The sequence below is a fragment of the Microbulbifer maximicatervae (SeqCode) genome (assembly GCF_052467825.1).
In genome coordinates this window covers 4,472,794-4,497,391 of sequence record NZ_CP174327.1, presented here as the reverse complement: position 1 = coordinate 4,497,391, position 24,598 = coordinate 4,472,794, and the positions used below count along the sequence as shown (strand labels likewise).

At 50.4% G+C, this 24,598-nt stretch carries 17 protein-coding genes; 9 read left to right on the top strand and 8 right to left on the bottom strand.

What is annotated here, in order from left to right:
* Positions 1–165 precede the first annotated feature (165 nt).
* The gene (locus ACJJII_RS19935) at positions 166–1,500 is read right to left on the bottom strand and encodes a glutamine synthetase family protein (RefSeq protein ID WP_444917466.1); all 1,335 of its coding nucleotides are present in this window, start codon (positions 1,498–1,500) and stop codon (positions 166–168) included.
* A gap of 168 nt (positions 1,501–1,668) precedes the next feature.
* Here ACJJII_RS19935 and ACJJII_RS19930 point away from each other — a divergent pair, with 168 nt between their 5' ends.
* Entirely contained in the window at positions 1,669–2,958 is a 1,290-nt protein-coding gene (locus ACJJII_RS19930) for an NAD(P)/FAD-dependent oxidoreductase (protein ID WP_444919285.1), read from the top strand.
* Positions 2,959–3,018: 60 nt separating this feature from the next.
* Here the strand turns inward: ACJJII_RS19930 and ACJJII_RS19925 are convergent, their stop codons facing one another.
* Positions 3,019–4,824, bottom strand: coding sequence for a M4 family metallopeptidase (locus tag ACJJII_RS19925; RefSeq protein ID WP_444917465.1), 1,806 nt, complete (start codon positions 4,822–4,824; stop codon positions 3,019–3,021).
* Between the two features lie 859 nt (positions 4,825–5,683).
* Between ACJJII_RS19925 and ACJJII_RS19920 the strand changes: the two genes are divergently transcribed.
* Positions 5,684–6,586 carry a 5'-nucleotidase gene (locus ACJJII_RS19920; protein WP_413662270.1) on the top strand — a complete coding sequence of 301 codons (903 nt, stop codon included), beginning with the start codon at positions 5,684–5,686 and terminating at the stop codon, positions 6,584–6,586.
* 313 nt (positions 6,587–6,899) lie between these two features.
* Positions 6,900–7,871, top strand: a complete 972-nt coding sequence (gene cysB, locus ACJJII_RS19915; protein WP_282932493.1) for an HTH-type transcriptional regulator CysB — start codon at positions 6,900–6,902, stop codon at positions 7,869–7,871.
* A 45-nt stretch (positions 7,872–7,916) separates the two neighbouring features.
* On the opposite strand, the gene ACJJII_RS19910 is transcribed toward cysB, so the two are convergent.
* From ACJJII_RS19910 to ppsR, 3 genes are all read right to left on the bottom strand, one after another.
* Positions 7,917–8,210 carry a hypothetical protein gene (locus ACJJII_RS19910; protein ID WP_444896984.1) on the bottom strand — a complete coding sequence of 98 codons (294 nt, stop codon included), beginning with the start codon at positions 8,208–8,210 and terminating at the stop codon, positions 7,917–7,919.
* A 175-nt stretch (positions 8,211–8,385) separates the two neighbouring features.
* A complete protein-coding gene (gene pabB, locus ACJJII_RS19905) occupies positions 8,386–9,717 on the bottom strand; it encodes an aminodeoxychorismate synthase component I (RefSeq protein ID WP_444917464.1) in 1,332 nt (443 codons plus the stop codon).
* 73 nt (positions 9,718–9,790) lie between these two features.
* On the bottom strand, positions 9,791–10,618 hold the full coding sequence (ppsR, locus tag ACJJII_RS19900; RefSeq protein ID WP_282932497.1) for a phosphoenolpyruvate synthetase regulatory kinase/phosphorylase PpsR: 828 nt from the start codon (positions 10,616–10,618) through the stop codon (positions 9,791–9,793).
* Between the two features lie 189 nt (positions 10,619–10,807).
* Here ppsR and ppsA point away from each other — a divergent pair, with 189 nt between their 5' ends.
* From ppsA to rraA, 3 genes are all read left to right on the top strand, one after another.
* Positions 10,808–13,171 (top strand): phosphoenolpyruvate synthase, encoded by a 2,364-nt coding sequence (gene ppsA, locus ACJJII_RS19895; RefSeq protein ID WP_282932498.1) that lies wholly within the window; start codon positions 10,808–10,810, stop codon positions 13,169–13,171.
* A 430-nt stretch (positions 13,172–13,601) separates the two neighbouring features.
* Positions 13,602–14,171 carry a L,D-transpeptidase family protein gene (locus tag ACJJII_RS19890; RefSeq protein WP_444914000.1) on the top strand — a complete coding sequence of 190 codons (570 nt, stop codon included), beginning with the start codon at positions 13,602–13,604 and terminating at the stop codon, positions 14,169–14,171.
* Between the two features lie 135 nt (positions 14,172–14,306).
* Positions 14,307–14,786, top strand: coding sequence for a ribonuclease E activity regulator RraA (gene rraA, locus ACJJII_RS19885; protein WP_413662263.1), 480 nt, complete (start codon positions 14,307–14,309; stop codon positions 14,784–14,786).
* 69 nt (positions 14,787–14,855) lie between these two features.
* Here rraA and ACJJII_RS19880 read toward each other — a convergent pair whose 3' ends face one another.
* On the bottom strand, positions 14,856–16,295 hold the full coding sequence (locus ACJJII_RS19880; protein WP_444917463.1) for a di-heme oxidoredictase family protein: 1,440 nt from the start codon (positions 16,293–16,295) through the stop codon (positions 14,856–14,858).
* A gap of 154 nt (positions 16,296–16,449) precedes the next feature.
* Between ACJJII_RS19880 and ACJJII_RS19875 the strand changes: the two genes are divergently transcribed.
* Genes ACJJII_RS19875 through ACJJII_RS19865 form a run of 3 tightly spaced genes read left to right on the top strand, consistent with a single transcriptional unit; the run spans position 16,450 to position 21,101 of the window.
* Positions 16,450–16,689 carry a hypothetical protein gene (locus ACJJII_RS19875; RefSeq protein WP_444917462.1) on the top strand — a complete coding sequence of 80 codons (240 nt, stop codon included), beginning with the start codon at positions 16,450–16,452 and terminating at the stop codon, positions 16,687–16,689.
* On the top strand, positions 16,637–18,871 hold the full coding sequence (locus tag ACJJII_RS19870; RefSeq protein ID WP_444917461.1) for an acyl-CoA dehydrogenase: 2,235 nt from the start codon (positions 16,637–16,639) through the stop codon (positions 18,869–18,871). Before ACJJII_RS19875 ends, ACJJII_RS19870 begins: the two co-directional genes overlap by 53 nt.
* Positions 18,872–18,893: 22 nt before the next feature.
* Positions 18,894–21,101 (top strand): acetyl-CoA hydrolase/transferase C-terminal domain-containing protein, encoded by a 2,208-nt coding sequence (locus ACJJII_RS19865; protein ID WP_444917460.1) that lies wholly within the window; start codon positions 18,894–18,896, stop codon positions 21,099–21,101.
* 6 nt (positions 21,102–21,107) lie between these two features.
* Here the strand turns inward: ACJJII_RS19865 and pta are convergent, their stop codons facing one another.
* Positions 21,108–23,282: a phosphate acetyltransferase gene (gene pta / locus ACJJII_RS19860; RefSeq protein ID WP_444917459.1), complete on the bottom strand. Its 2,175-nt coding sequence runs from the start codon at positions 23,280–23,282 to the stop codon at positions 21,108–21,110.
* A gap of 2 nt (positions 23,283–23,284) precedes the next feature.
* Positions 23,285–24,487 carry an acetate/propionate family kinase gene (locus ACJJII_RS19855; RefSeq protein WP_444917458.1) on the bottom strand — a complete coding sequence of 401 codons (1,203 nt, stop codon included), beginning with the start codon at positions 24,485–24,487 and terminating at the stop codon, positions 23,285–23,287.
* Positions 24,488–24,598 lie beyond the last annotated feature (111 nt).

Below are 24,598 nucleotides of genomic sequence, written 5' to 3'. Positions count from 1 at the left end.
GCAAACTAATATATTTGAATTGTTTTCGATATTTTTGCTCGGATGGTCACAAATCAGGAAGTGATGTTCTGCCTCTGGGGAGGGAAAGATGAGTTGTTTTTTCCGAAAAAATAAATTTGGCGATAACAGTTTATTATTTCTGTTAGCTTTTAGTGGAACGGTTATTTATACATTTAATAATAGAAATTCCCTCTCCCACGAACTGATCACACGATTAAACTCCTCATATTCATTTCTCTTAATTGCGCTCCAGGCTTTTACGAATTTTCTGCCAAACATTTCTGTTGCTTCATCACAATCTGATAGGAGTGTCAGGGCATGTTCCTGGGTGCGGGGAAGTGTAATTGACTCTTTGGAGCAGTCGCCCTGATAAGGTGCGCTCGGTGCGACTTTATTGGTCATTCCTAAATACCCGCAGGCAAGAGAAGCTGCTATGGCAAGGTAGGGATTACAGTCTGCTCCGGGAAAACGATTTTCAAGACGTTTACTTTGTGGCGAGCTGTCGGGAACCCGAAGGCCTGTTGTTCGGTTGTCGTAACCCCAGTGGAGACTGGTGGGTGCGGCCATTTCAGGTGTAAAGCGGCGATAGGAGTTTACATTTGGAGCAAAAAAACTAATAAAACCGGGGGTGTATTTCTGCATGCCGCCAATAAAATGCAAGAAATTATTGCTCTCTTTTCCTGTATTATCGACAAAAATATTTTCACCAGTTTTTCTATCCGCCACACTCTGGTGTAAGTGCAGAGCGCTTCCAGGTTCGTCTTCCATCGGTTTTGCCATGAAGGTTGCATAAATACCGTGGCGCAGAGCCGTTTCGCGCACTGTGCGTTTAAAGGTAAAGACCTGGTCAGCTAAATGAAGTGGATCTCCATGTAGAAAGTTAATTTCCATCTGGGCAGTGCCTGATTCGTGGATCAGTGTGTCGACATCAAGCCCCTGAGCTTCACAAAAATCATACATGTCTTCAATGATGGGCTCGTATTCATTGGCTGCATCAATGCTGTAGGATTGTCGGGTTTTTTCTGTGCGTCCCGATCTTCCCACAGGCGCGGATAGCTTTTCATCCGGATCCAGGTTTCTTTTTACAAGATAAAACTCTACCTCAGGGGCGACAATAGGCTTCCATCCTCTGTCTGCATATTTTTCGAGGACAAATTTTAAAATATTACGGGTGCTGATAGGGTGAGGGTCCCCATCTCGAGAATGGCAGTCATGAATGATTTGTGCTGTCGGATCATTGGCCCAAGGGTTTAGGCGCACTGAGTTGGGGTCAGGGATTAGGAGCATGTCGGTGTCTGCTGGATCAACAAGCTCATTGTGTTCGTCGACATAATCCCCCGTGACAGTTTGCACCAAAATGCTTTCCGGTAAACGGCTGTCTTGAGTTAAGAACTTATCGGTGGGGGTGAACTTTCCTCTGGCGTTACCTGACATGTCGGGAACAAGGCATTCAACTTCTGCAATATTGTGATTTGCCAGCCAGTTTGTAATTTTATCCATTGGATAGCCATTGCTTACTTTTTCTTCCTGAGTGAAATTCTATGATCAGTGCTGGAAAGCGTTGCGCTGAAAATAATTCCTCCTGTGTAGAGGAACTATATACTGCTGATTGGAACAGGGCCGTTTATTTAAATGGCATTGAGGGTATCTGGTAGAAATATGAAGGTGATGAATAGGCTGGATGAGCACACGGAATCCTATTATGCCGCTACAGCTAACGACCTTCAGGAGTATCCATGCCTGGAAGGTAACGTGGAGGCAGATGTTTGCATCATTGGTGGTGGTTATACGGGACTTTCCAGTGCTTTGCACTTGGCAAAGCGCGGCTACTGTGTGGTGCTTCTGGAGGCTAATAGGATTGGTTGGGGCGCATCAGGAAGGAATGGAGGACATGTTGGTGTTGGACAAAGGCGAAGTCAGGGTGATCTGGAAGCCATGTTCGGATTCGACACCGCTAAGCAGCTCTGGGATTTGAGTATCAACGCTGTTCAACTGGTGGAAAGTCTTATAGTCAGGCACCAGATTCAATGTGATTTAAAACGCGGGATCATGCATCTTGCAGCAAAATCCAGTCACGATAAATATCTGCAGGATGAAACTGAAGAACTCAGAGAGAAGTATGATTACACGCAAGTTGAGTATATAGAGAGAGAAGAAGTTCGACAGCTTATAAGTAGCAAACGATATCTCGGCGCACAGCTGGATTTTGGTTCGCTACATCTTCATCCTCTCAATTTTGCATTAGGTCTTGCCCGCGTAGCAGTTTCGGCTGGTGCCAGGTTTTTTGAGTGTAGTGGTGTGCAAGGGTATTCGAGCTCTTCTCCCTTTACGGTGAAAACTGCACGAGGAAAGGTGAAGGCCGAAAAGTTAATTTTAGCTTGCAATGGTTATTTGAAAGATCTTGAGCCTCGCTTAGCGGGGCGCATAATGCCAATAAATAATTTTGTGCTAGCAACAGAGCCCTTACCGGAGGGGCTCGCTAGGAAAATCATAGCCAATGACTTCGCACTACAAGATACTCTATTTGTTATAAATTATTGGAAATTATCTGGCGATAACCGCTTAATTTTTGGGGGAGGGGAAAATTACACCAGGCGTTTCCCTAAAGATATTCGCAGTTTCGTCCGCAAGTATATGTTGAGGGTTTACCCGCAGCTGGAAAATATTGCTATTGATTTCGGCTGGGGGGGTACGCTGGCCATTACTATGAATCGAATGCCCTGTATAGGACAGTTGCAGTCGGGCCTATATTACAGTCAGGGGTATTCTGGACATGGAGTGCCTACGGCAACTTTTGCCGGCAAGCTCCTAGCTGATGCAATTTATGGGGAGAGTGAGGGTTACAACGTGTTTTCTTCTCTTCCTAGAGTAGAGTTTCCAGGTGGCACTTTATTGAGGTGGCCGGGGTTGGTGTTGGGGATGCTTTACCACAGTTTGTTAGATAGGTTTGGAAGCTAGTCTTTGAATGATGTGATAGAGAATGCCGACACACTAATGTGTCGGCACCGGCCTTAAATATTACTGGCTCTGGGCGGAAAGAGTTACGCCTCTGTATGAAATATAGCCTTGCACACTGATGTGCCAAGTACCTGCAGCTGGATTGCTAAAGCTACAGAATTCATTATTGCCGTTTACGTAAGGGCGACAATCCCAGCTGTCGGTGGTTGGGGTGGCACCATAACGGACGTGCAAATCGGCATCGCCATTGCCGCCGAGCATTTCGACGGTCAAAGATGATGAGCCTGATGGTACATCCAGGGTGAAGTGCTGCCAGCTATTTCGGCGGCCTGATAAGTTGGTTTCTTCCCAGCCTTCTGAGTTTGAACCACCATCATCGCCACAGTTGCTGGTAGATACCCCTACGGTGTCGAACGCTGCGATTACTGTTGCAGTATCGTATCCGAGATCTTCAGTAGCCGACAGGGCTCCGCAAGCACCTTCAATGTAATCAGTGCTTTGATTCCAATAAGTTTGGTTAGCAAGCACAAAGATATCGAAAGCAGTTTGGGTGTTCCAGCCGCTTGAGTTGGCAATCAGGTAGAAAGCCCGGTTGAATACGCCGGAGCTGTAGTGCACATCCATGCCGCTATAGTAGTCGGAGGCATGGCCAATGGATCTGCCATCTTTGGTGGGGTCATCCATATAGCGAAGAGCGCCATCAGCCTTGTATATATCGGCCCCCACCATCCAGTCGTTAGTGCCCTTCATGTAGAATTCGGCAGCTTCACCGGCCATATCAGAGAAGGCTTCGTTGATGCCGCCGGATTGGTTGGCGTAGGTCAGGTTGGAGTTTTGTTCAGTAAAGCCATGGCTCACCTCATGAGAGGATACATCCAAGCTGACAAGAGGGTGGAAGGTTGTGAAGCCATCACCAAATGTCATTTGGCTGCCATCCCAGAAGGCGTTCTCGTAGTTGTTGCTGTAGTGAACTCGCATTCTCAATTTTTGTGTGAGCGGCGATGTTCCATACCAGTCACTGTACATATTGAAAACGACATTGCCAAAGAAGTGAGCATCATTCAACGGGGAATAAGCACCATTGATTTCTTTGTAATCATTTTCCGGACAGGTGAAGGAGAAAACGCTACCTCCGCTTGTACCGTGATTCAAATCCACGGTTTCTACGTTAGCAGTGTTCATGGAGCAGTTATTGTCAACTTCGAGGGCAGGGAAGTCTGTTCCATATTCATACCGCCCGGTTTTTTCATTGCCACCGGGGCCTGTGGCATCCTGGAAGGCAAGGCCGTCCCATTGCTTGATAACTTCGCCAGTAAGTGCGTCTACAAAATAGAACGGTCTGCTCGGCTCATCTCCGTATTCGACCCAGTTAACCAAATAAGCTAATCGCGCCTGGTCGTTTTCATCGACATAGACATAGAGCTCTTTTTTCTGGTTTTGTGCGTTGAAGCGCATGGACGACATTGAGAGAGCTTTTTTACTGTCACCATCCTGAGTGCGCAGATTCAGCTGATGGTTCATGGCTCGATCAATAGCATTATCAGCATCAATCGTTGCGCGGGCGGTAGGTACCTCCAGCTCTAGGCCTGAGAGTACGTGGCCTCTCACTTTTTCAGTTAAGCCTTGCCTGGAACTGGTTATGGTTCTCCCCCAAACGGGTATGCCTTTGTGAGTTTGCCGATATCGGGCAACCGTTCTCCCATTGGCAAGCGTACGCTCGCGAACCTTTTCCAGCTTCATATCTGAGCCAGCGATTGAGGCTAGGGATTGATTGGAAAGTAACTCTGGTGTGACATTAATACGCTCCGCCGCTTGGGCGCTAATAGCGAGTGCGAGTGTGCTAGCGGCTCCTAACAAATATTTCATTAAGTAATTCTCTTTATGATTATAATTTAATGGCCATAGTTAACCGGGAGCATAAATTAAACGCTCAGTAGTTAATGCTGTCTGGTTAAGCGGCCAATTGAATCACACCCCAAGAATATCTCGCGCTATGAGCTGAGAGCTGTATGGAGTTTATGTGCAAAATTTTCTTGGGGGTTGTTTGCCGTTGTCAGGCGAAATAACGATATCCCTTGTTGTTATTCCTGACAATAATTTTTTTGTAGTGGATGTAAACTTGAAAGGTCAAATTGTTTTTTTGATGTGTATGTCACGAATTCAGATATTTGCAACTTTGGTTATTTGAGGGGTTTTAATTGGTTAGTTTATAGCTTTTTTCTGAGTGGTAAACTTTTTTTGAATTATATTTAAACGGTTTAGCTTTCTATTGTTTTGTTGTTTTTGTTTATTTCTGGTGCGGAATTCCTCAATTTAATTCAATTTGTATGAAGGCGGTGCTATATGTTTGTTAAGTTTGATGGAGTATATTAATCTGGGTTCTTTAAGGGGTTGTCAAACTAAAGAATTAAAGTATTAATCCTTTCTAGGTTTGACGGGGATGGATGTTAACTCTATCAATACATTACTGAAGAAAAATGCACGCGGTAGTTTGGAGCGGTTTCAATTTTGAAACGTTTTGCTCCATCGTCTTAACCCCGCAGTCAAACAACTTTGACTCCCTGGACACTTGTGCGGCGCTACGGAAGCAACATCAGTAAGGGTTGGCATTCTTATCTGTACATATCGCTCAATTTGTGGAATATAAGTTTGAGATTTGTCGTAGACTCTCACTGCCCTCAGTGAAGCTGCGGTGTCGGTGGATTAATGATGTAGAGGCTCTCTAATGGCTGTGCGTCCAGATAAGTTAGTAATCGCTATTTCCTCTCGCGCTCTGTTTAACCTTAGCGATAGCCACAAGGTATTTGAGGAGCAGGGATTGCACGCCTTTTCTCATTATCAAGTTGAGCGTGAGAACGATGTTCTGGAAAAAGGGGACGCATTCCCTCTGGTTGAGAAGTTTCTAAAGATCAATGAGCTTCTTGGCGGTGAGCCACGGGTGGAGGTGATCCTGCTATCAAGGAATAGTGCCGATACCGGATTAAGGGTATTTAACTCGATAGAGCACTATGGACTCAATATTACTCGTGCGGCCTTCTGTAATGGTGGGAGCCCCTACCGTTATATTGGCCCATTTGGATGCAACCTGTTTTTGTCTGCTGATGGCGTAGATGTCCGTCAAGCGTTGGAGCAGGGGGTTGCTGCGGCAACCTTGGTTGCCGGAGGAAATCGCGAATATCGTGATGATGTGTTGCGATTTGCCTTTGACGGCGATGCGGTAATCTTCTCTGATGAGGCTGAGCGAGTCTACAAAACGGAAGGCCTGGCTGCTTTTACTGAGGCGGAGCGTGCCTCAGCACAGAAGCCACTGGGGGGAGGGCCCTTTAAGGGGTTCCTTGAGGCTTTGCAAAGACTGCAGGCTGAATTTGAGATGGATACCTGCCCGATACGAACGGCTTTGGTAACGGCACGTTCCGCACCGGCCCATGAGCGGGTCATCAGGACATTGCGCGCCTGGGATATTAGAGTGGATGAGTCAGTTTTTCTCGGCGGGCTTCCTAAAGGTGAGTTCCTGCGGGCTTTTGGCGCCGATGTCTTCTTTGATGATCAGCCTAGTCACTGTGTTTCTGCAGGTGAGCATGTGGCTACGGGCCATGTTCCTCATGGAATCGCAAATGCAGAGGTATAAAAAGTTCAAAAGTGATAAAGATGTACGTTATCACTCAGTGCTCTCTATGCCGATAATGTTCGAACTTTTCCCGGTCCTCATCCGAGAGGCTTAGCTCTAATCAATAGTAAATAAAGCCGACAGAAAGTCCGGGATCCCCCAAAGTTGATTGACACTTTCGTCTCTACCACGGATATTCAACCGTCCATTGGCCCTGGCTTTGATTCACTGCTATTCTTTTCTCGTATAACTCAAGATAGTTTTTATAACTATCGATCAAAAAATGGTATTACTCGCTCTCGGCCATGAGCGAACTTAATGAAAGGGAGGATCTATGAAGCTGCAGCAGTTGAGATATATCTGGGAAGTGGCACATCACGACCTCAATGTTTCTGCTACAGCGCAGAGCCTCTATACCTCCCAGCCGGGAATCAGTAAGCAAATCCGACTTTTGGAGGATGAGCTTGGCGTAGAAATCTTCGCGCGCAGCGGCAAGCATCTCACAAGGGTAACCCCGGCAGGGGAGGCAATCTTAAAGACTGCCGGCGAAATTATGCGCAAAGTGGAGAATATCAAACAGGTTGCGCAAGAGTTCAGCAATGATAAAAAAGGTAGTCTCGCTGTAGCTACCACTCACACTCAGGCGCGCTATGCCTTGCCCCCGATTATTAAGCTGTTTATAGGCCGTTATCCGGAGGTTTCCCTGCATATGCACCAGGGAACCCCTATGCAAATTTCTGAGATGGCGGCAGATGGCACTGCAGATTTTGCTATCGCTACCGAAGCTCTGGAGCTTTTCAGCGATTTGGTGATGATGCCTGTCTACCGCTGGAACCGCTGCATTCTGGTACCGAAAGATCACCCGCTTTGCCAAGTGAGCAAGCTATCCCTTGAGGACGTGGCGAAGTACCCGATAGTTACTTATGTATTTGGGTTTACCGGCCGCTCCAAGTTAGATGAAGCTTTCTTGGAGAAAGGGTTGTCACCTAAGGTAGTCTTTACCGCCGCCGATGCTGATGTAATCAAAACTTACGTGCGTCTGGGATTGGGAATTGGCATTGTGGCTGATATGGCCGTTGATGGCGAAGATGAGGACCTTGTGGCTCTCGATGCCAGTGATCTATTTGAATCGAGTGTTACGAAAATTGGCTTCCGTAAGGGGATTTTCCTGCGGGGCTTTATGTATGAGTTTATCCAGCAATTTGCCCCCCATCTCAGCCGTGAGCTGATTGACCAGGCGGCACAGGCGACATCCCGTTCTGAGGTCGATGCGCTGTTCGCCGATATGGAGTTGCCGGTTTACTAGAGGTGCTGCTGAATGGAAGTGCCGAATAAAGCTAAGGGATGGAGGCTATGAAGCCTCCATCTCGATCAGGGGGCGCAGCACTTCTTTGGCGAACTTGAAGTAAACAGTGAAAATCTCTGCTTCCTTACCTTCGCGCTCTACGACAAAGAAGGGCGCTCGCTCTACCTTGTACTGCTGAGCCAGCTGTAAGCCCGGGCTTTGCGGGTCACGCACGTCGGCGATAAGTGTCTGGTCGATAAATTGCATTTGGCCATTTTCTTCCAGCTTTTCTTCAACGTCGCGACACTTGGCGCAGGGCGAGCCGTCGGCGAGAATTTTCTTGACCAGTGTGATCTTCACGATAATTTCCTTGATCCAGTGCAATGCCATTAAAGGCAAGATGGACTGAATCTATCAGAACCCCTAATAACTTTGAAATATCAATCGCCGATACCTTTATAACTGAAATTTGTAGTGATGCTACAAAAGGCGCCAAAATAGGCTATTTTTTGGTCGTTTTTCGGCGATTTGATGCCTACTGCAAAAATTGTTCAGTAGTTTCCAGTAGTAAGCGCACCTTGGCCAAGCACTCCTGATGCTCTGAAGTGGGATCGGAATCTGCAACGATCCCACCACCTGCCGCGCAGGTTAGATGTCCATCGTTGGCACTGAAGGTCCGGATGGCGATATTGGTGTCAGCGCGGCCACAGCTGCTGATGTAGCCAATACTGCCGCAATAAATCCCCCGGGGGCTGGATTCCAGCTCCCGGATCACTTCCATGGAGCGTCGCTTTGGAGCACCTGTGATAGACCCTCCAGGGAAACAAGCTTCGAGTAATTCGCTGTAGACCGACTCTTCGGGTAGCTCGCCAGTTACTACGCTGACCAAGTGGTGGACATTGGCAAAGCTTGCCAATTGGAATAGCTCGGGAACACGTACGGTGCCACTGCGACACAGCTTGCTCAAATCATTGCGCAGTAAATCGACGATCATCAGGTTTTCCGCCCTGTCCTTGGGGCTTCTCTGCAACGAGAAGGCGGCGCGCTGATCTGCCATCTTGTCAGCGTGTCTTGCAGCAGTGCCTTTAATAGGTTCCGTGCGCAAGCTGGCGCCATCAGCTCGGATAAATCGCTCCGGCGACATACTGAGCAGGCTGCCATGGGGCAGGGCCATATAAGCAGAAAAGGGACCGGCAGCTTGAGAGCGCAATGCCAGGTAAGCTGTTAGCAGATCGCCGCTATAAGGGGCCCTGAAACGCTGGGTAAAGTTTGCCTGATAGATATCGCCAGCGGCGATATATTCCAGTATCTGCTCAATTTGTGCCCGATATTCATCTGCACTCAGTTCGTGCTCAAATGGTGAATGCAGCCGGAAGTCCCCGGGCGTAAGCGTGGTCTCCCAGTTGATAGCTTTAAATCGCTGTATCAATTCGCGAACTTGCTGGGGGGGGCAGGCGGGGTGGAAAACCAGGTGATTGCTGCCCAGTTGGTGGTCGGCAATAAAGGCCCATGTGTAGAGCCCAAAAAAGCCTGCGGGCAAGTCCGTAGGGCGCATATCTGCCGGTAGATAATTGCCCTCCACACCGAGTTCATAGCCAGCGTAACCAATAACCCCGCCGCAAAAAGGCAGTTGTGAGTCCCTGTCCTGAGGGCAGAGTTCGCACACCAGGTCATCCAGCCGGGCAAATGGCTCGGGCGTGTCGGCACTTAACTCGAGGGTATTTATCGGGTCGGCACTAATGATGTCATAGCGCCCACCCTCCGCGAGAGGTCGACCGCTGTCGAGCCAAACGGGGATAGGTAAATCCGCTATCGCCGCAAATGCGGCGGGCGTGTTTAATGAGTAGGGCAGAGAGACAATTTGCATATCAAGCTACAGCAGTCCGGAAGACGGCGCACACTACACATTTTGCGGCGGCAATTAAAGGGTGTGTGGCTCTTTAGTCAATCCTGCGCTCAATACCGGCCTGAGACATCAGGCGGGTGGCGAGTTCCTCCACCGAAAGTTGGGTTGCATTGAGGAAAGGCACCTGGGCCCGCCTCAGCATTTGCTCAACTTGGCGCACCTCGAATTCACATTGTTCCTTAGAAGCGTAGCGGCTGTTGGCGCGCCTTTCCTGTCTAATTTGCATCAGGCGCTCGGGCTCGATTGTCAGGCCAAACAGCTTGTTGCGAAACGGGCGCAGGATCTTGGGCAGGGTGGTGGAGTCCATATCCTCTTCGGTGATGGGGTAGTTTGCCGCGCGCAGGCCAAACTGGAGTGCCAGGTACAAGCAGGTAGGCGTTTTGCCGGAGCGGGAAACGCCCAGCAGGATTACATCGGCTTGCTGGAATTCGCTGACTCTGCGGCCATCGTCATTGTCCATGGCGAAGTGCACTGCATCAATCCGGTCGGTGTAGCGGCGGTTGTCGTCAATGCCGTGAGAGACGTTGACCATCTGTGCCGGATCCCGGTTAAACAGATTGGCCAGTGGCGTGAGGTAGTTCTCGAAGATATCGAGCATCAGCGCAGAGCTTTGGTGCAGCTGTTCCCGGATCTTGTCAGAAACAATGCTGGTAATAATGATCGGCTGTAAACCGGACTCATCGGCTGCTTTTTCTATGCGTTGCAGGGCCTGTTTAACTTTTTCGGTGGAGTCTATATAGGGAAGCGTAACCTGCTCAACTTGTTGATCGCGGAACTGTGCGAGTAGGCTGTGGCCAATCGCTTCGACGGTGAGACCGGTTCCGTCGGAGATAAAAAAAGCCGTGCGCTTGTCTTTTGCCATGTTTGTTCTCAGTTTGTCGGCGTGAGGGGGCTATTGTAGGGGAGGAATGGGGCAAAGGTCTTTTATTCTGGCGTTTTGCAATTTTTGTAGAAAATTTACAACATTTTGGCCAATTTTTACGGGCTATTTTTTACAAAACTCATCCTTATAATCTGCCGCCACTCAACCTGAATTTTAGAGGGCCTTCACTTGACGAACTTCACGATCGACTTCGCAAAACTGGGCATGGCCGATGTCGACAAAGTCGGCGGCAAGAACGCATCACTGGGCGAGATGATCTCCTCTCTCGCCGGTGCCGGCGTGAGCGTACCCGGTGGCTTCGCTACCACCGCAGAAGCCTTTAGGGCTTTCCTGGCTCACGAACAGCTGGAGCAGCGTATAGCCGAGCGTTTGCAAGGATTGGATGTTGGTAATGTCACCGAGCTGGCCCAGGCGGGAGATGAAATCCGCAACTGGATTTTACAGACTCCGTTCCCCGAGCAGCTGGAAAAAGAGATTCGCGAGGGCTATGAGGCCCTGGGTGGTGCGGAAACTGCTGTTGCAGTTCGCTCCTCTGCAACCGCCGAAGACTTGCCGGATGCGTCCTTCGCCGGTCAGCAGGAGACCTTCCTGAATATCCGCGGTATCGACGCTGTATTGAAGGCAGTAAAAGAAGTTTTTGCTTCCCTCTACAACGACCGTGCTATCGCCTACCGCGTGCACACCGGTTATGCGGATGTGGGCGTTGCCCTGTCTGCCGGTATCCAGCACATGGTGCGCAGTGAGACTGGCGCAGCGGGTGTGATGTTTACCCTGGACACCGAGAGTGGCTTCCGCGATGTGATCTTTATCACCGCCGCCTTTGGTTTGGGCGAAACCGTTGTTCAAGGTGCGGTTAACCCGGACGAATTTTACCTCTACAAGCCAGCCCTGGATGCGGGCCGTCCTGCGATTCTGCGCCGCAATCGCGGCAGTAAAGCGATCAAGATGGTTTACGACGAGAGCGGTGAATGTGGTCGTTCCGTAAAAACTATCCCGGTGGCAGACGAAGACCGCCAGCGCTTTGCCCTCAACGATGCGGAGCTGACAGACCTGGCAATCCAGGCCCGTAAAATTGAAGAGCACTACGGTCGCCCGATGGATATCGAGTGGGCCAAAGACGGCGACAGCGGTAAGTTGTTTATCGTACAGGCACGCCCGGAAACTGTACGCTCCCGCGATCAGGGCACCAGCATCGAGCGCTACAGCTTGCAGGAGCGCAGTGACGTACTGTGTGAAGGCCGCGCAATCGGCCAGCGCATTGGCGCGGGCCCCGTTCGCAAGCTTGAATCCGTAGAAGATATGGCGCTGATGCAGGATGGTGAAGTCCTGGTTACCGACATGACCGACCCGGATTGGGAGCCGGTCCTGAAAAAAGCGAGTGCTATTGTTACCAATCGCGGCGGCCGTACTTGTCACGCGGCAATTATCGCTCGTGAACTGGGCATCCCCGCAGTAGTAGGTTGTGGTAATGCAACCGAGCTGCTGGAAACCGGCACTCCGGTGACTGTTTCCTGTGCGGAAGGCGATACCGGTTTTGTAATGGCTGGTGAACTGGAATTCCAGCGCGAGGAAACTGAAGTTGCGGAAATGCCGGAGCTGCCGTTCAAAATTATGTTGAACGTGGGCAACCCGGATCGCGCATTCGCTTTCAGCCATCTGCCTAACCAGGGCGTTGGCCTTGCGCGCCTTGAGTTTATCCTCAACCGCATGATCGGTATTCACCCGAAAGCACTGCTCGAACTGGATAACCTGCCGGAAGATCTGCAGCAGAATATTCGCGAGCGTATCGGTGGATACGATTCTCCAGAAGACTTTATTGTCGAAAAACTGGTGGAAGGCATCGCTACCTTGGCTGCAGCCTTCGCACCGAATCGTGTCATCGTACGCTTGTCCGACTTTAAATCTAATGAGTATGCGCACCTTGTGGGTGGCCAGTTGTACGAGCCAAGCGAAGAAAACCCAATGCTTGGCTTCCGTGGTGCAGCTCGCTATCGCTCCGAAGATTTCCGCCAGTGCTTTGCCCTGGAGTGCCGTGCACTGAAGAAAGTCCGCGATGAAATGGGACTGACCAATGTGGAAATCATGGTGCCCTTCGTCCGCACCCCGGAAGAAGCTGAGGAAGTAGTCGGTCTGCTGGCTGAAAACGGCCTGCGCCGTGGAGAAGGTGGCCTCAAGGTCATTATGATGTGCGAACTGCCGTCCAACGCTTTGCTGGCGGAAGACTTCCTGCAGCACTTTGATGGTTTCTCCATCGGTTCCAATGACCTGACCCAGCTAACGCTTGGTCTGGACCGCGACTCCGGCCTGGTTGCCGATTTGTTTGATGAGCGCAACCCAGCGGTCAAGGCACTGCTTTCCAGGGCGATCCAAGCCTGTAAGAAAGCGGGTAAATATGTAGGTATTTGTGGTCAGGGTCCTTCTGACCATAAAGACTTCGCCCGCTGGTTGATGGATGAGGGGATCGACAGTGTGTCCCTGAACCCGGATACCGCAGTAGATACCTGGCTATTCCTGGCCAACGAGGAAGGTTAATTTTCCTCCTAAAGCGGCCCAACTGTGGGCCGCTTTCCCAATTATTCCCCCGCTATATTTAACTGTAATTTTTCTGCTGAAGCGGTGTTTGCCTTGGTGGAAAATGAGTCCGTTGTTGCAGTTAAATCCGGAAACACCTGATTTTGTTCTGCTAATTGTGTTTGAAAAATTTAAACGACACATTACCCAAAAAATACAAACCTCTATCAGCTGATCCACACAGAAGAATTCATTCTAAATCTTTCCGCTCGCCTCAATAGAATCGGAAGAGTCCTAAGGTTGCGTGTAAATCGAAAAACAGATTGCGCAATGTGCTCCGTAAAAATGTTCGCCGTGGGCCCTGGCCCCACTGGCGCGCACCTGAAAATTACCGACAGACTGTTTATCTGTTGGATTCAGGGCAGGGTACCCAGACTCGGTGAGGTGAGCTATGCAAACGAGTAGACAGTTTCAAATCCCCATACTTCATGTCTTTTTGATGATGTGCCTTATGGCTTTAATGGCATCGCCACCGGCAGATGCAAAGCCACGCGCATCTAATTGGTTTGATGATCGCGCCGCAGCCAGGGGTGGTAGTCCATCAATTAGAATTGATTTAAGTGAGCAGCGCGCATATCTGTATAAAGGTGGGAAATTAGTTGGTGTCTCCCGTATTTCTTCGGGGAAGCGCGGTTACAGCACACGCCCCGGACATTTTCGTGTGTTGTCCAAACACCCTTATCACCGCTCGTCTATTTATGGCAGTTTTGTTGATAGACGCACTGGCAGAGTCGTGAGATCGAATGTAAATACTCGAAAGCATCGTCGCCCTGCGGGTACTGTGTATCGTGGAGCAAAAATGAATAACTACATTCGTTTTAATGGCGGTATCGGTCTGCATGCCTCTGGCCACGTGCCCGGCTACCCCGCTTCTCATGGCTGTGTGCGTATGCCCCCACATATGGCGAGAAAGTTCTATCAGCATGTGCGTGTAGGCACGCCGGTTCGTGTAACACACTAGTTTCAATTTCGTGGCAGCGAAGGCTTGGCCGGGTATTATCCATCGTGGTGATACCCGGTATTTATTTGCCTCTTAGCTCTTCTACTTTTTTCCCGCTATTATCCTTCTCTTCCATAGATTGCTGCGAGAATATTGATGCTCAAGTCAACCCCCGATTTATGTGATGCCTACCCTGATGAGGTGCGAGTAGTTGATCCTATGTTTATCAATTACGGCGGCCGAGATCGTTTTGGTGGGCAGATTGTCACTATCAAATGTTTTGAAGATAACTCCCTGGTGCGAGAACTGGTGGCTGAACCGGGGCAGGGCAAGGTTTTGGTAGTGGATGCCGGTGGATCTATGCGGCGGGCTTGTCTTGGCGATATGCTGGCAGAAAAGGCGGTTGCCAACGGTTGGGAAGGTATCCTGATGTATGGCTGCATTCGCGATGTAGATGAAATCGCGGAACTGGATCTGGGGGTGCAGGCACTTGGTAGCCATCCAATGAAAACAGAAAAAAAGGGAATTGGTGAAAGAGGCCTGGCGGTTAGCTTTGCCGGTGTGGATTTCCGCCCGGGGGAGTACCTCTACGCGGATAACAACGGTGTAATTGTGGCGGGTAAGGCACTGACCTAAAAACGCCAGTAAGTCCATTAGGTCTGGAAACTGGCAGCCCAAAAGCGCTGCCAGTTGTTGAGAATCAACTCAGCGGGGATCAATTAGATCATCAGCGGGGTTCTCCGGCATTCTCAGGGACATCAAAAATGCCAAGATCTTATTCTGATCATTTTCACTTAAATACTTGAAATTCTGTGCTGCGTTACTGGCCTCGCTTCCGGGGTTGTCGTGGAGAAAAATGGCTTCTGCCAACGTAGTGGCTCTGCCGTCGTGTAAATAGGGCGCGGTATCGGCCACTCCCCAAAGGCGTGCGGTAATAAACTCACGGTTTTGCTGGTCCGTTTGGAAGAAGGCGTTCTCAGCCAGCCCCTCGCCCATATCGTGGCGCTTGAGATCAGAGAACATTGCGACCTCTATTCCGCCATTGCGGGTTTGGCGAAAATTTGTCGGTTGCTTGGTGAGGTCCACTTCGTAAAAAATGTCTTCAAAGGGAGTTTCTGGAGAGCCGGTAAGTTTATAAGGGAGGGTCCTTCTCTGGGTGACCATCGTTGGGCGGTGGCAGTCGGCGCAGCCAATATCGGAGAAAAGCCTCCGGCCGTCACGGTGTTCTCTGTCATCGACATCGAATGGTGGTTCCAGGGTGGTAATAAAGATACTCAGTGCGGATAAGTCCCCAACGGTGATTTCATTGACGACTCCGTCATTATCAGCATCTGCTGTTGCTCCGCCAAAGGCTTCCGAGGCCTGCATCCCCATATGAAATGCCAGGGCGGAGACATCGAACTCCCTGACTGAGGCGTTGTCACCTTTTCGACCAAATGGCCTGACAACCAAATCGTGCTCGACGCCTTCGACATTGGTTGTATCCAAATTGCCGTACTCGTCGGCAATGATGCTCCCAAAACTGACTGATTTTGTTTCCAGTTCAACGATGGTGCCGGGGTTGTTGAGGGCGTGTTGTTTAAGATTTTGTAATTCATGGGTCATCTCACGACCAACCAATTCAATCCCCCCAGCGCCAAATAAAAATACCGGATTAATCAGCCGCCCATCAAACTCTGCGATACCGTCAAAGTTTTCATCGATAACATCGATATTGGCGGGACGGAATAATACGCTGGTTCCGAATCCTCCACCTCCGCCAATGCCCAATCTGGGTGGCGTTGTTCGATTGCTGATAACGGTGTGGCACTCCAGGCAATTTTGCGCATCGAGGCCATTGACCCGTAAAAATGTGCCATTACCTTGCAGGGTGGGCCTGTTACCTCCGGTGGGGGAGTGGTTGTCCGGTTCAGAAAAATCGTGGGGGCCATCACCAAAGCCGTCGTAACGATTGAAAGGCGTGCTGAAAATAATCAGCCCCGCTTCACGTATTTCGTCGAGGTGAAGTTGTCCTTGGGAAATTTCATCCTGGCTAATCCTATCTGCTGGGTCTAAGCGCGGTGCTTCGCCGATAAGATCGGCGTAAATTAATGAAGGGAGCATCAGGCTGATGCTGGTGAGAGATATTGCCGTTAATCGCTTCATGTCAAAATCCTTGTTTATTTTTCTTTCCCTTTCAAAAAGTTATAAGGCCAAGTCCCTGGAAAAAATGGTTATTTAATTGAAAGGGGGTGAGGGGGTCTCACAATACGAATTGCTGTGGACGGAGTGAGAAAAAGCTAATCTCAATAACTTTTCAATGGCCCTAAAAAAAACAACGCCGGTTTTGTTGAAAAATAAAATGTCTATCCGGGTAGGGGCATGGATTTCTTCTGTGAATTCTTACCTGCAATCAAACGTCTCCTATTATTGTGCATTGATGACTCTCTCGACCCTGCGGGAATTAGCAGTGTTTGTTGCAACGGCTGCCGCTATGGAAGGTGAAAATGAGCGAATTGCGCAAAAAATTCTTTACCGCGCCTCTTTTGAAAATTATTAAACGGGTACTTCCGCCAATTTCTGAAACAGAAAGGGAGGCGATGGAAGCGGGTGAAGTTTGGTGGGATGCTGAGTTATTGTCAGGTAAACCACATTGGGATCAATTGTTGGGGATGGGGCCACCTGCGCTCAATGAAGAGGAGCAGGCTTTCCTGGAGGGGCCAGTCGAAGAGCTGTGCCGAATGATCAACGATTGGCAAATTAGCTATGTGGATCGCAATATTCCGGAGCATGTTTGGGATTTCCTTCGGAAAAATCGCTTTTTTGGCATTATTATTCCCAAGAAATATGGCGGCCTTGGCTTTTCCCCGACAGCTCATGCGGAGATAGTGACCAAAATTACCACCCGCAGTACCTGTGTGGGTGTCACAGTAATGGTGCCTAACTCATTGGGCCCGGGAGAGCTGTTACTGGCTCACGGTACGCAAGAGCAAAAGGACTACTATTTGCCACGTCTGGCAGATGGCACTGATATTCCCTGCTTTGCGCTGACCAGTCCGGAGGCCGGATCTGATGCGGCATCCATGATTGACCGTGGCGTAGTCTGTTACGGCGAATATCAAGGCGAAAAGGCCCTTGGTATGCGTGTTAATTGGCACAAGCGCTATATCACCTTGGGCCCGATAGCCACGGTGTTAGGTTTGGCCTTCAAGCTCTATGACCCGGACCATATTCTCGGCGATGAAGAAGAGCTGGGTATTACGGTTGCCCTGGTTCCCACAGATACACCGGGAGTTTCCATTGGTCAGAGGCATCTCCCAGCGCTGCAAGCATTTCAGAATGGGCCCAACTGGGGAAAAGATGTTTTTATGCCGATGGATTGGATTATTGGCGGCGAGGAGAATGTCGGCAAAGGTTGGGAGATGCTGATGAGTGCCCTTGCCGCAGGCCGAGGAATTTCTCTGCCATCCCTGTCTACCGGTGGGGCAAAAATGGCCGCGCGCATGACCGGCGCTTACGCCCGGGTTCGAGAGCAATTTAATGTGCCTGTTGGCCGCTTTGAAGGCGTGCAACGCCGCTTGGCTGAAATTGCTTCTATCGCCTTTGTATTGGACAGCGCCCATAAAACGACTACTCGTGCCCTGGATGAGGGGCGAAAGCCAGCGGTGATCACCGCAATTATGAAAGCCAATGCTACTTGTGGTCTACGCCAGGCCATTATTGATGCAATGGACATTCATGCTGGCAAGGCCATTATGGATGGTCCATTAAATTACCTGGGTAATGTTTATCGAGCGATACCGGTAGCAATTACGGTAGAGGGGGCCAATCTTCTCACTCGCAGTTTGATGATCTTTGGTCAGGGCGCAATTCGCTGTCATCCCTATATCTTGCAGGAAATGTTGGCGGCAGAAAATCCGGATCATGAAGCGGGTTTGGACGAACTGGATAAGCTGTTGCCCAAACATATGTGGTTTCAATTCAAAACCCTCTGTCGGGGTATTTTTCACGGCTGGACGGTGGGCTTGTTTGCCAGCAGCCCTCGCAACGTAGGGCACGCTGCCAAGTACTACCGGCAACTGAATCGGTATTCGGCGGTGCTATCTCTGGTCACCGAATTTTCCTTGATGACTCTGGGAGGAGAACTCAAGCGAAAAGAATTAATTTCTTCCCGATTGGGCGATGTCTTGAGTCAGCTGTATCTGCTCAGCTGCACCCTGAAGCGCTTTTATGATGATGGCAACCCTAAGGATGACCTCCCTCTGCTGGAATTTGCCATGCGAGATGGGTTGCATAAGATCGAAGTCAACTTGTTGGAGGTGTTTCAAAATTTCCCCCGGCCATTTATTGGCCAAGTAATGCACTTCCTCACCATGCCTTGGGGTCACAGTGTCCACACCGCATCGGATCGGCAAGCCAAGGCCTGTGCGGAATTACTGTTGACGCCGTCGGCGACTCGCGATCGGCTGACCAGTGGGGTCTTTCTCGGAACTCCCGGGGATGGAGTAGATATTGTTGAGCAGGCGTTTGATCGGGTATGCGCTTCAGAGCGGGCTCGTGATAAATTAAAAAAAGGCGGTATTCGCAACCTGAGCAGGGATAGCGTGGAAGAAGGGTTAAAGAAAAATCTAATCAGCGATGAAGAGGCTGAGATACTCTACGATGCAGCGGATGCTGTGGAGAAGGCAATTCAGGTGGATCACTTCGAGCACTTGGGTGGGTGTGCGGGCACAGTCCAATAAGGTTTGAGGAAAGCTACCTCCGATGGAATCTGCGCACAAGAATGCTCCAGAGAGCTTTACCAGTGCCGAGGAGTGTGTCGATAAGCTCTTAGAAGTTGTCGGCAAGAAAATAGTTCTGGCATTACCGCTGGGGCTTGGTAAGGCAAACCATTTCGCTAATACGCTATACGCTCGAGCGGCAGAAGATCATACGATTTCACTGACGATATTTACGGCCCTGACGCTGGAGCGCCCCCGTGGGGATAGTGATATTTCCCGGCGCTTTATCCAGCCACTTCTGGATACCCATTACAGTCAATACCAAGACCTTGCTTATGTTCCCGCGAGGAGGAAAGGGCACCTGCCAGGTAATATCCAGGTAATTGAATTCTTTATGGAGCCCGGTTCGCTGCTCGGCAACAACTATGCGCAGCAACACTACGTTAGTGCAAATTATACCCAGGTACCCGGTGAGCTGATCAGTCGGGGGGTTAACGTTATTGCGCAAATGGTGGCGCCTTCAGAGTGTGGAGATAAGTTCAGTTTAAGTTGCAATCCAGACCTGACACTGCCTGTTCTAAAGCTGGCTGCTCAGCGCAAGGATTACCCCCTGTTTTTATTAGGTGAAGTAAATACACAGCTGCCCTATATCCATGGAAGCAGTGAGCTACCGGCCAGTGCTTTTGACTTTTTGCTGAAAGGCGAAACTTTTGATACGCCGCTGTTTGCGGCTCCGGCCCTGCCAGTAACCTTTACCGAATACAGCATCGCCTACCATATCGCCAGTCTGGTTGAAGATGGAGGAACCCTTCAAGTAGGTATCGGCGCCCTGGGGGATGCAGTTTGCCATGTACTGCGCTTGAGGCATAAGGAAAACGCCCTCTTTTGCCGGATTCTGGATGACTTGGTGGAAGAGGATGCTAAGCGCTACCGAGAGGAACTGCCTCTATGTACTGGCACCTTTAAGCGGGGCCTTTATGGGGCCAGTGAAATGGTGCCCCACGGTTTTCTCCATTTGCGCAGAGCGGGGGTTCTGACCCGTAGAGTCTACGCTGATGCGACAATTCAACATCTGCTCGATAGCGATCAGATTACTGATACTGTGCAGGAAGAAACGCTGCTGGCACTAAAAAATGCTGGCCGTATCAGTTGCCCTTTAACCGTGGCAGATACAGATTTTTTACAGCAGCTTGGCATTGTGGACCCCAGCTACAGTTGGCGGGGCCATAAGTTGCTGACTCCTGATGGTGAAGAAGAGGAGTGTGATCTTCACAGCGAACATGGGCGCCGCCGTCTAATTGGTAGTTGCCTGAATAAAAAGATCGCTGGGGGGATCTGGTTACATGGCGGCTTCTATCTGGGGCCGGAACTTATGTATCGAGAGTTGCGGGATTTGGACCCTAGGGAGGGTGCAGGTCTCGATATGATTGACATCAGCTTTACCAATGACCTCCAATCCCAAAGAGACCTAAAGCTGGCGCAGCGACAGCATGCGCGCTTTGTAAATTCGGCCATGATGGTGACACTTGGAGGGGCGGTTGTCTCGGATGCCTTGGTGGATAACCACGTGGTGAGTGGGGTGGGGGGGCAATATAACTTTGTCGCCCAGGCTTGGGACTTGCCAGGGGCCCGATCCATTATTGCACTCCCCAGTGTGCGAATGCGCGATGGTATCTGCGAGAGTAATATTGTGTGGGAATATCCTCACACGACAATTCCCCGGCATTTGCGCGATGTGGTTGTGACGGAATATGGCGCAGTCGATTTGCGTGGTAAAACAGACCGGGATGTAATGGTGGCTATGCTCAGTATCTGTGATACCCGCTTTCAAGCTGTATTGCTAGAGCAGGCCAAGCACGCGGGGAAGATAGAAAAAAGCTTTTCGATTCCTGAGAGTTTTAATAAAAACACACCTGAACATCTCGCCAGTGTATTCAATGACGAAAAATGCCTGGCGGAACTGCCTCACTATCCACTGGGTACTGATTTCTCTGATGAGGAAGCCCTGCTAGCGGTGGCCCTACAGCACTTGCGCTCCGCTGATAAAAGTTGGTGGAAAGTGTTGGCCAATATTTTTAAAGGCCGCCGGGTCTGGCACGATAAATCCTCAAGTGCCGACTATATCCAAAGCTGCTTACAGCGAATGGGGTACGATCATACAGAGACCTACGAGCACAGGCTGGAAGCCTATATCGTTGCGGCCGCGTTACATGAGTATATCGACCAGCGCAGGCCCCTGCGCCGTGAGTAAATAAAATTAGTGAAGTTTGCCCTGGGCCTGGATGGCGGTGAGGGCAATGGTATACACAATATCATCCACGAGTGCGCCCCGTGATAGGTCGTTAACCGGCTTGCGCAATCCCTGCAACATTGGCCCAATACTCACTAAGTCAGCGCTGCGTTGAACGGCTTTGTAGGTAGTGTTGCCGGTATTCAGGTCGGGAAAGATAAAAACTGTGGCCCTGCCGGCCACGGGACTGTGCGGGGCTTTTTGGGCAGCGACATTGCGGATTAAGGCGGCATCGTATTGAAGGGGGCCATCAATAATTAGCTGCGGTCTCTTCTGTTTGGCCAGCTGGGTGGCCTTGCGGACTTTATCGACATCGCTGCCGCTGCCGGATGTGCCGGTGGAGTAACTGATCATTGCGACTCGGGGTTCTATACCAAATGCCGCTGCGGAATCTGCTGATTGAATGGCTATAGCGGCGAGTTGCTGTGCATCGGGATCGGGATTGATCGCGCAATCTCCGTAGACCAGTACCTGTTCAGGGAGCAGCATAAAAAATATCGAGGAAACCAGCTCTTCATCCGGGGCGGTTTTGATCAGTTGCAGGGCGGGCCGAATGGTATTGGCTGTTGTGTGAATAGCGCCGGACACCAGTCCATCCACTTCACCCAATGCCAACATCATGGTTCCGAGAACCACATTATCCTGTAGCTGCTCAAGTGCCACTACTTGAGTAAGTCCCTTGTTTTTACGCAGGGCAACCATGGGCTCCACATAGTGTGCCCTCACCGCCTTGGGATCGACAATTTCCAACTTTTTATTGAGCTTTAACCCCTGCTGATCAGCAATTTTGAAAATATCTTTTTCTTCGCCCAGTAAAACCGGGTGTGCAATCTCTCTCTCCAGGCAGAGCTGGGCGGCGCGAATGGTGCGGGGTTCGGTTCCTTCGGGTAGGACAATCCGCATAGTGCGGCGCCGGGCCAGTTCCGTGAGGTGGTAGCGGAATGCCGGGGGTGAAAGGCGTTTGGGGATTTCACTTTGTTGGCTCAGTGATTCCACCCACTCCTCATCCAGGCGACTGGCGAAAAATTCTTGTACCCGATCCACGCGATTTCTGTCATCTGATGGGGTGCGCAAATTAAAAGTCTGCAGTGACATCACCGTGTGCCAGGTATTGGATGGCACCAGTAAAATGGGTAGGCCTGTTTCCATGGCCGGGGTGCACAGTTTCAAAATGGCTTTGTCCAAATGGTAGCCGCCGGTTAATAGCAGGCATCCAATTTTGACTCCATTCATCACGGCTAAACATGCGCCCACAACCACATCGGGCCTATCGGCAGAAGTTACCAGCATGGCCCCAGGCTTAAATCTTCTCAACATATTGGGCAGTGAGCGGGAGCAGAAAGTGACGGTATGCAGCCTGCGTGTTTCCAGCTCTCCTTTATTGAGTACCTTTGCATTAAAGTGCCGCGCCAGGTCGAGTGCACGGGGAGAGAGCAGTTCTGCATTCCAGGGAATAAAACCGACAATACGCAGTGGAATCTGCTTTGAAAGTATCTCAGGGGTCAGGCTAGGGGGGCTTTCTTTACTAGATTCCAGTTGTGAATGCAGTCCAATTAAATGAGCTCCGGGAGTATCCATAATTTCCGCTGGCAGACCCACTTTATTGATGATGCAGCCCACTACGCGCTTTGCATCCTCGCCGCCATAGAGACGTACGGCAAATTCCAGTCTCTCGCGAATTTGCTTGATTGAATCGCTGGCACCGGGAGATGGGCAGGCAACGAGTACCACTTCCGCATCAAGGGTTTTGGCAATTTGATAATTCAGTTGGTTAGTCACGGGGTTGTCGCGGCTGGGTAGCACGCCTTCGATTACATTAACTTCAGCCTTCGCCGAGATTTGTCTGAAGCGGGCGAGAATCTCTTCCAGTAAATCCGCCATTTTTCCGGTGGATACCATCGAGTCCGCATATTCGGCACTCAGCGAGCTGGGGATGGCCAGGTTGGATGTTTGCCGCAAGATTTCGGTGGTGCGCTCTATAGTGCCGTCTGGTGGCGGGGGCTCGGCGACGGGCTTAAAAAATTGAAGCTCAATACTTTTTCGGTCTAGCGCCCGAATTAAACCCAGGCTCACGGAGGTGATGCCGGCTCCCGCTTCCAGGGGAACCAGCATTAGGGTTCTGGCATTGCTGTGTCGCAGCATGTTTAAGACTGCACCAAGCGCGATGTATCCCGGGCAATAATCCAGTCTTCCTTAGTGGGGATTACCAGGATGTTGGGAGTTTCCTGCGCAGAGATTAACCCCTCTACTTGCGACTTGGTTTTCTGATTGGCTTCGGGGTTGAGTTGGTAGCCTAAGGGCTTGAGCCATTCGATGGTCCGGCTTCGCACCCCGGAGGAGTTCTCCCCGATACCGCCTGTGAATACCAAAGCATCGACGCTACCCAAGGGGATGGTGTAAGCAGCAATATATTTGGCCAGGCGGTAACAGAATATTTCCAGGGCGAGTTTGGCTCCCTGATGATCTTTCTCGGCAGCTTGCTCCAGTGCGCGGCAATCACTGCTCAGGGTGGATATGCCCAACATACCGCTTTCTCTATTTAGCAGCTGCTCAAGTGAGGCTTGGGTATATCCCAGCGATTGCTGTAAGTAGAGGAGTATTCCCGGGTCCAGATCACCGCAGCGACTCCCCATTACCAGTCCTTCAAGAGGTGTAAGCCCCATGCTTGTATCTACACTGCGCCCCTGTTTGATGGCGCAAATAGAGGCGCCGCCACCAAGGTGAGCAGCAATAATATTGAGTTCAGCCGTCTGTTTTCCCAGTAGTTCGGCGCACCGCTCGCCAATGTACTGATAGCTACTGCCATGCATGCCATAGCGGCGGATCTTGTGCTCTTCGTACAGTGGGTAGGGGAGTCCGTATAGATACGCATACTTCGGCATTTGCTGATGAAAGGCGGTATCAAAGACGGCGACTTGGGGTAGTTGGGGGAAGGCATCGAGGGAGGCGTAGATCCCCTTGAGAGCTGCGGGGTTATGCAAAGGGGCCAAGTCACAACACTCTTCGATACAGGCCATCACCTTCTGATTGATCAGAACGGAGCTGGAGAAATGTTCGCCGCCATGGACGACTCGGTGACCTATCGCTTTTAACCCGTCCTGTAAATCTGACCAAGCCTTGTCAAACTGAGTCACCAGCTCATTAATTACCGCCGCGTGGTCGCTATCCAGCGCGAGCCGATGGGAGTCTTCTGTTCCTTGATAGTGCCACTCCAGTTTGGCTTTGGGGGTGCCGAGTGCTTCCGCGATACCGGCAAGATGTTCTGCACCCGAATCCGGGTCCAGCACGGAAAACTTCACTGACGAGCTGCCGCAATTGAATATCAGAATTAAATTTTGATCGCTCATGGTGCGCGAATTTCAACGAGGGTGCTTTAAGGCTAGCCGAGGAGTTGTCTTTGCGAGGGAAAGAACCGGGGTAGTTCAGTTTCGGAATAAAAAAGGGCCGCAGTAGCGGCC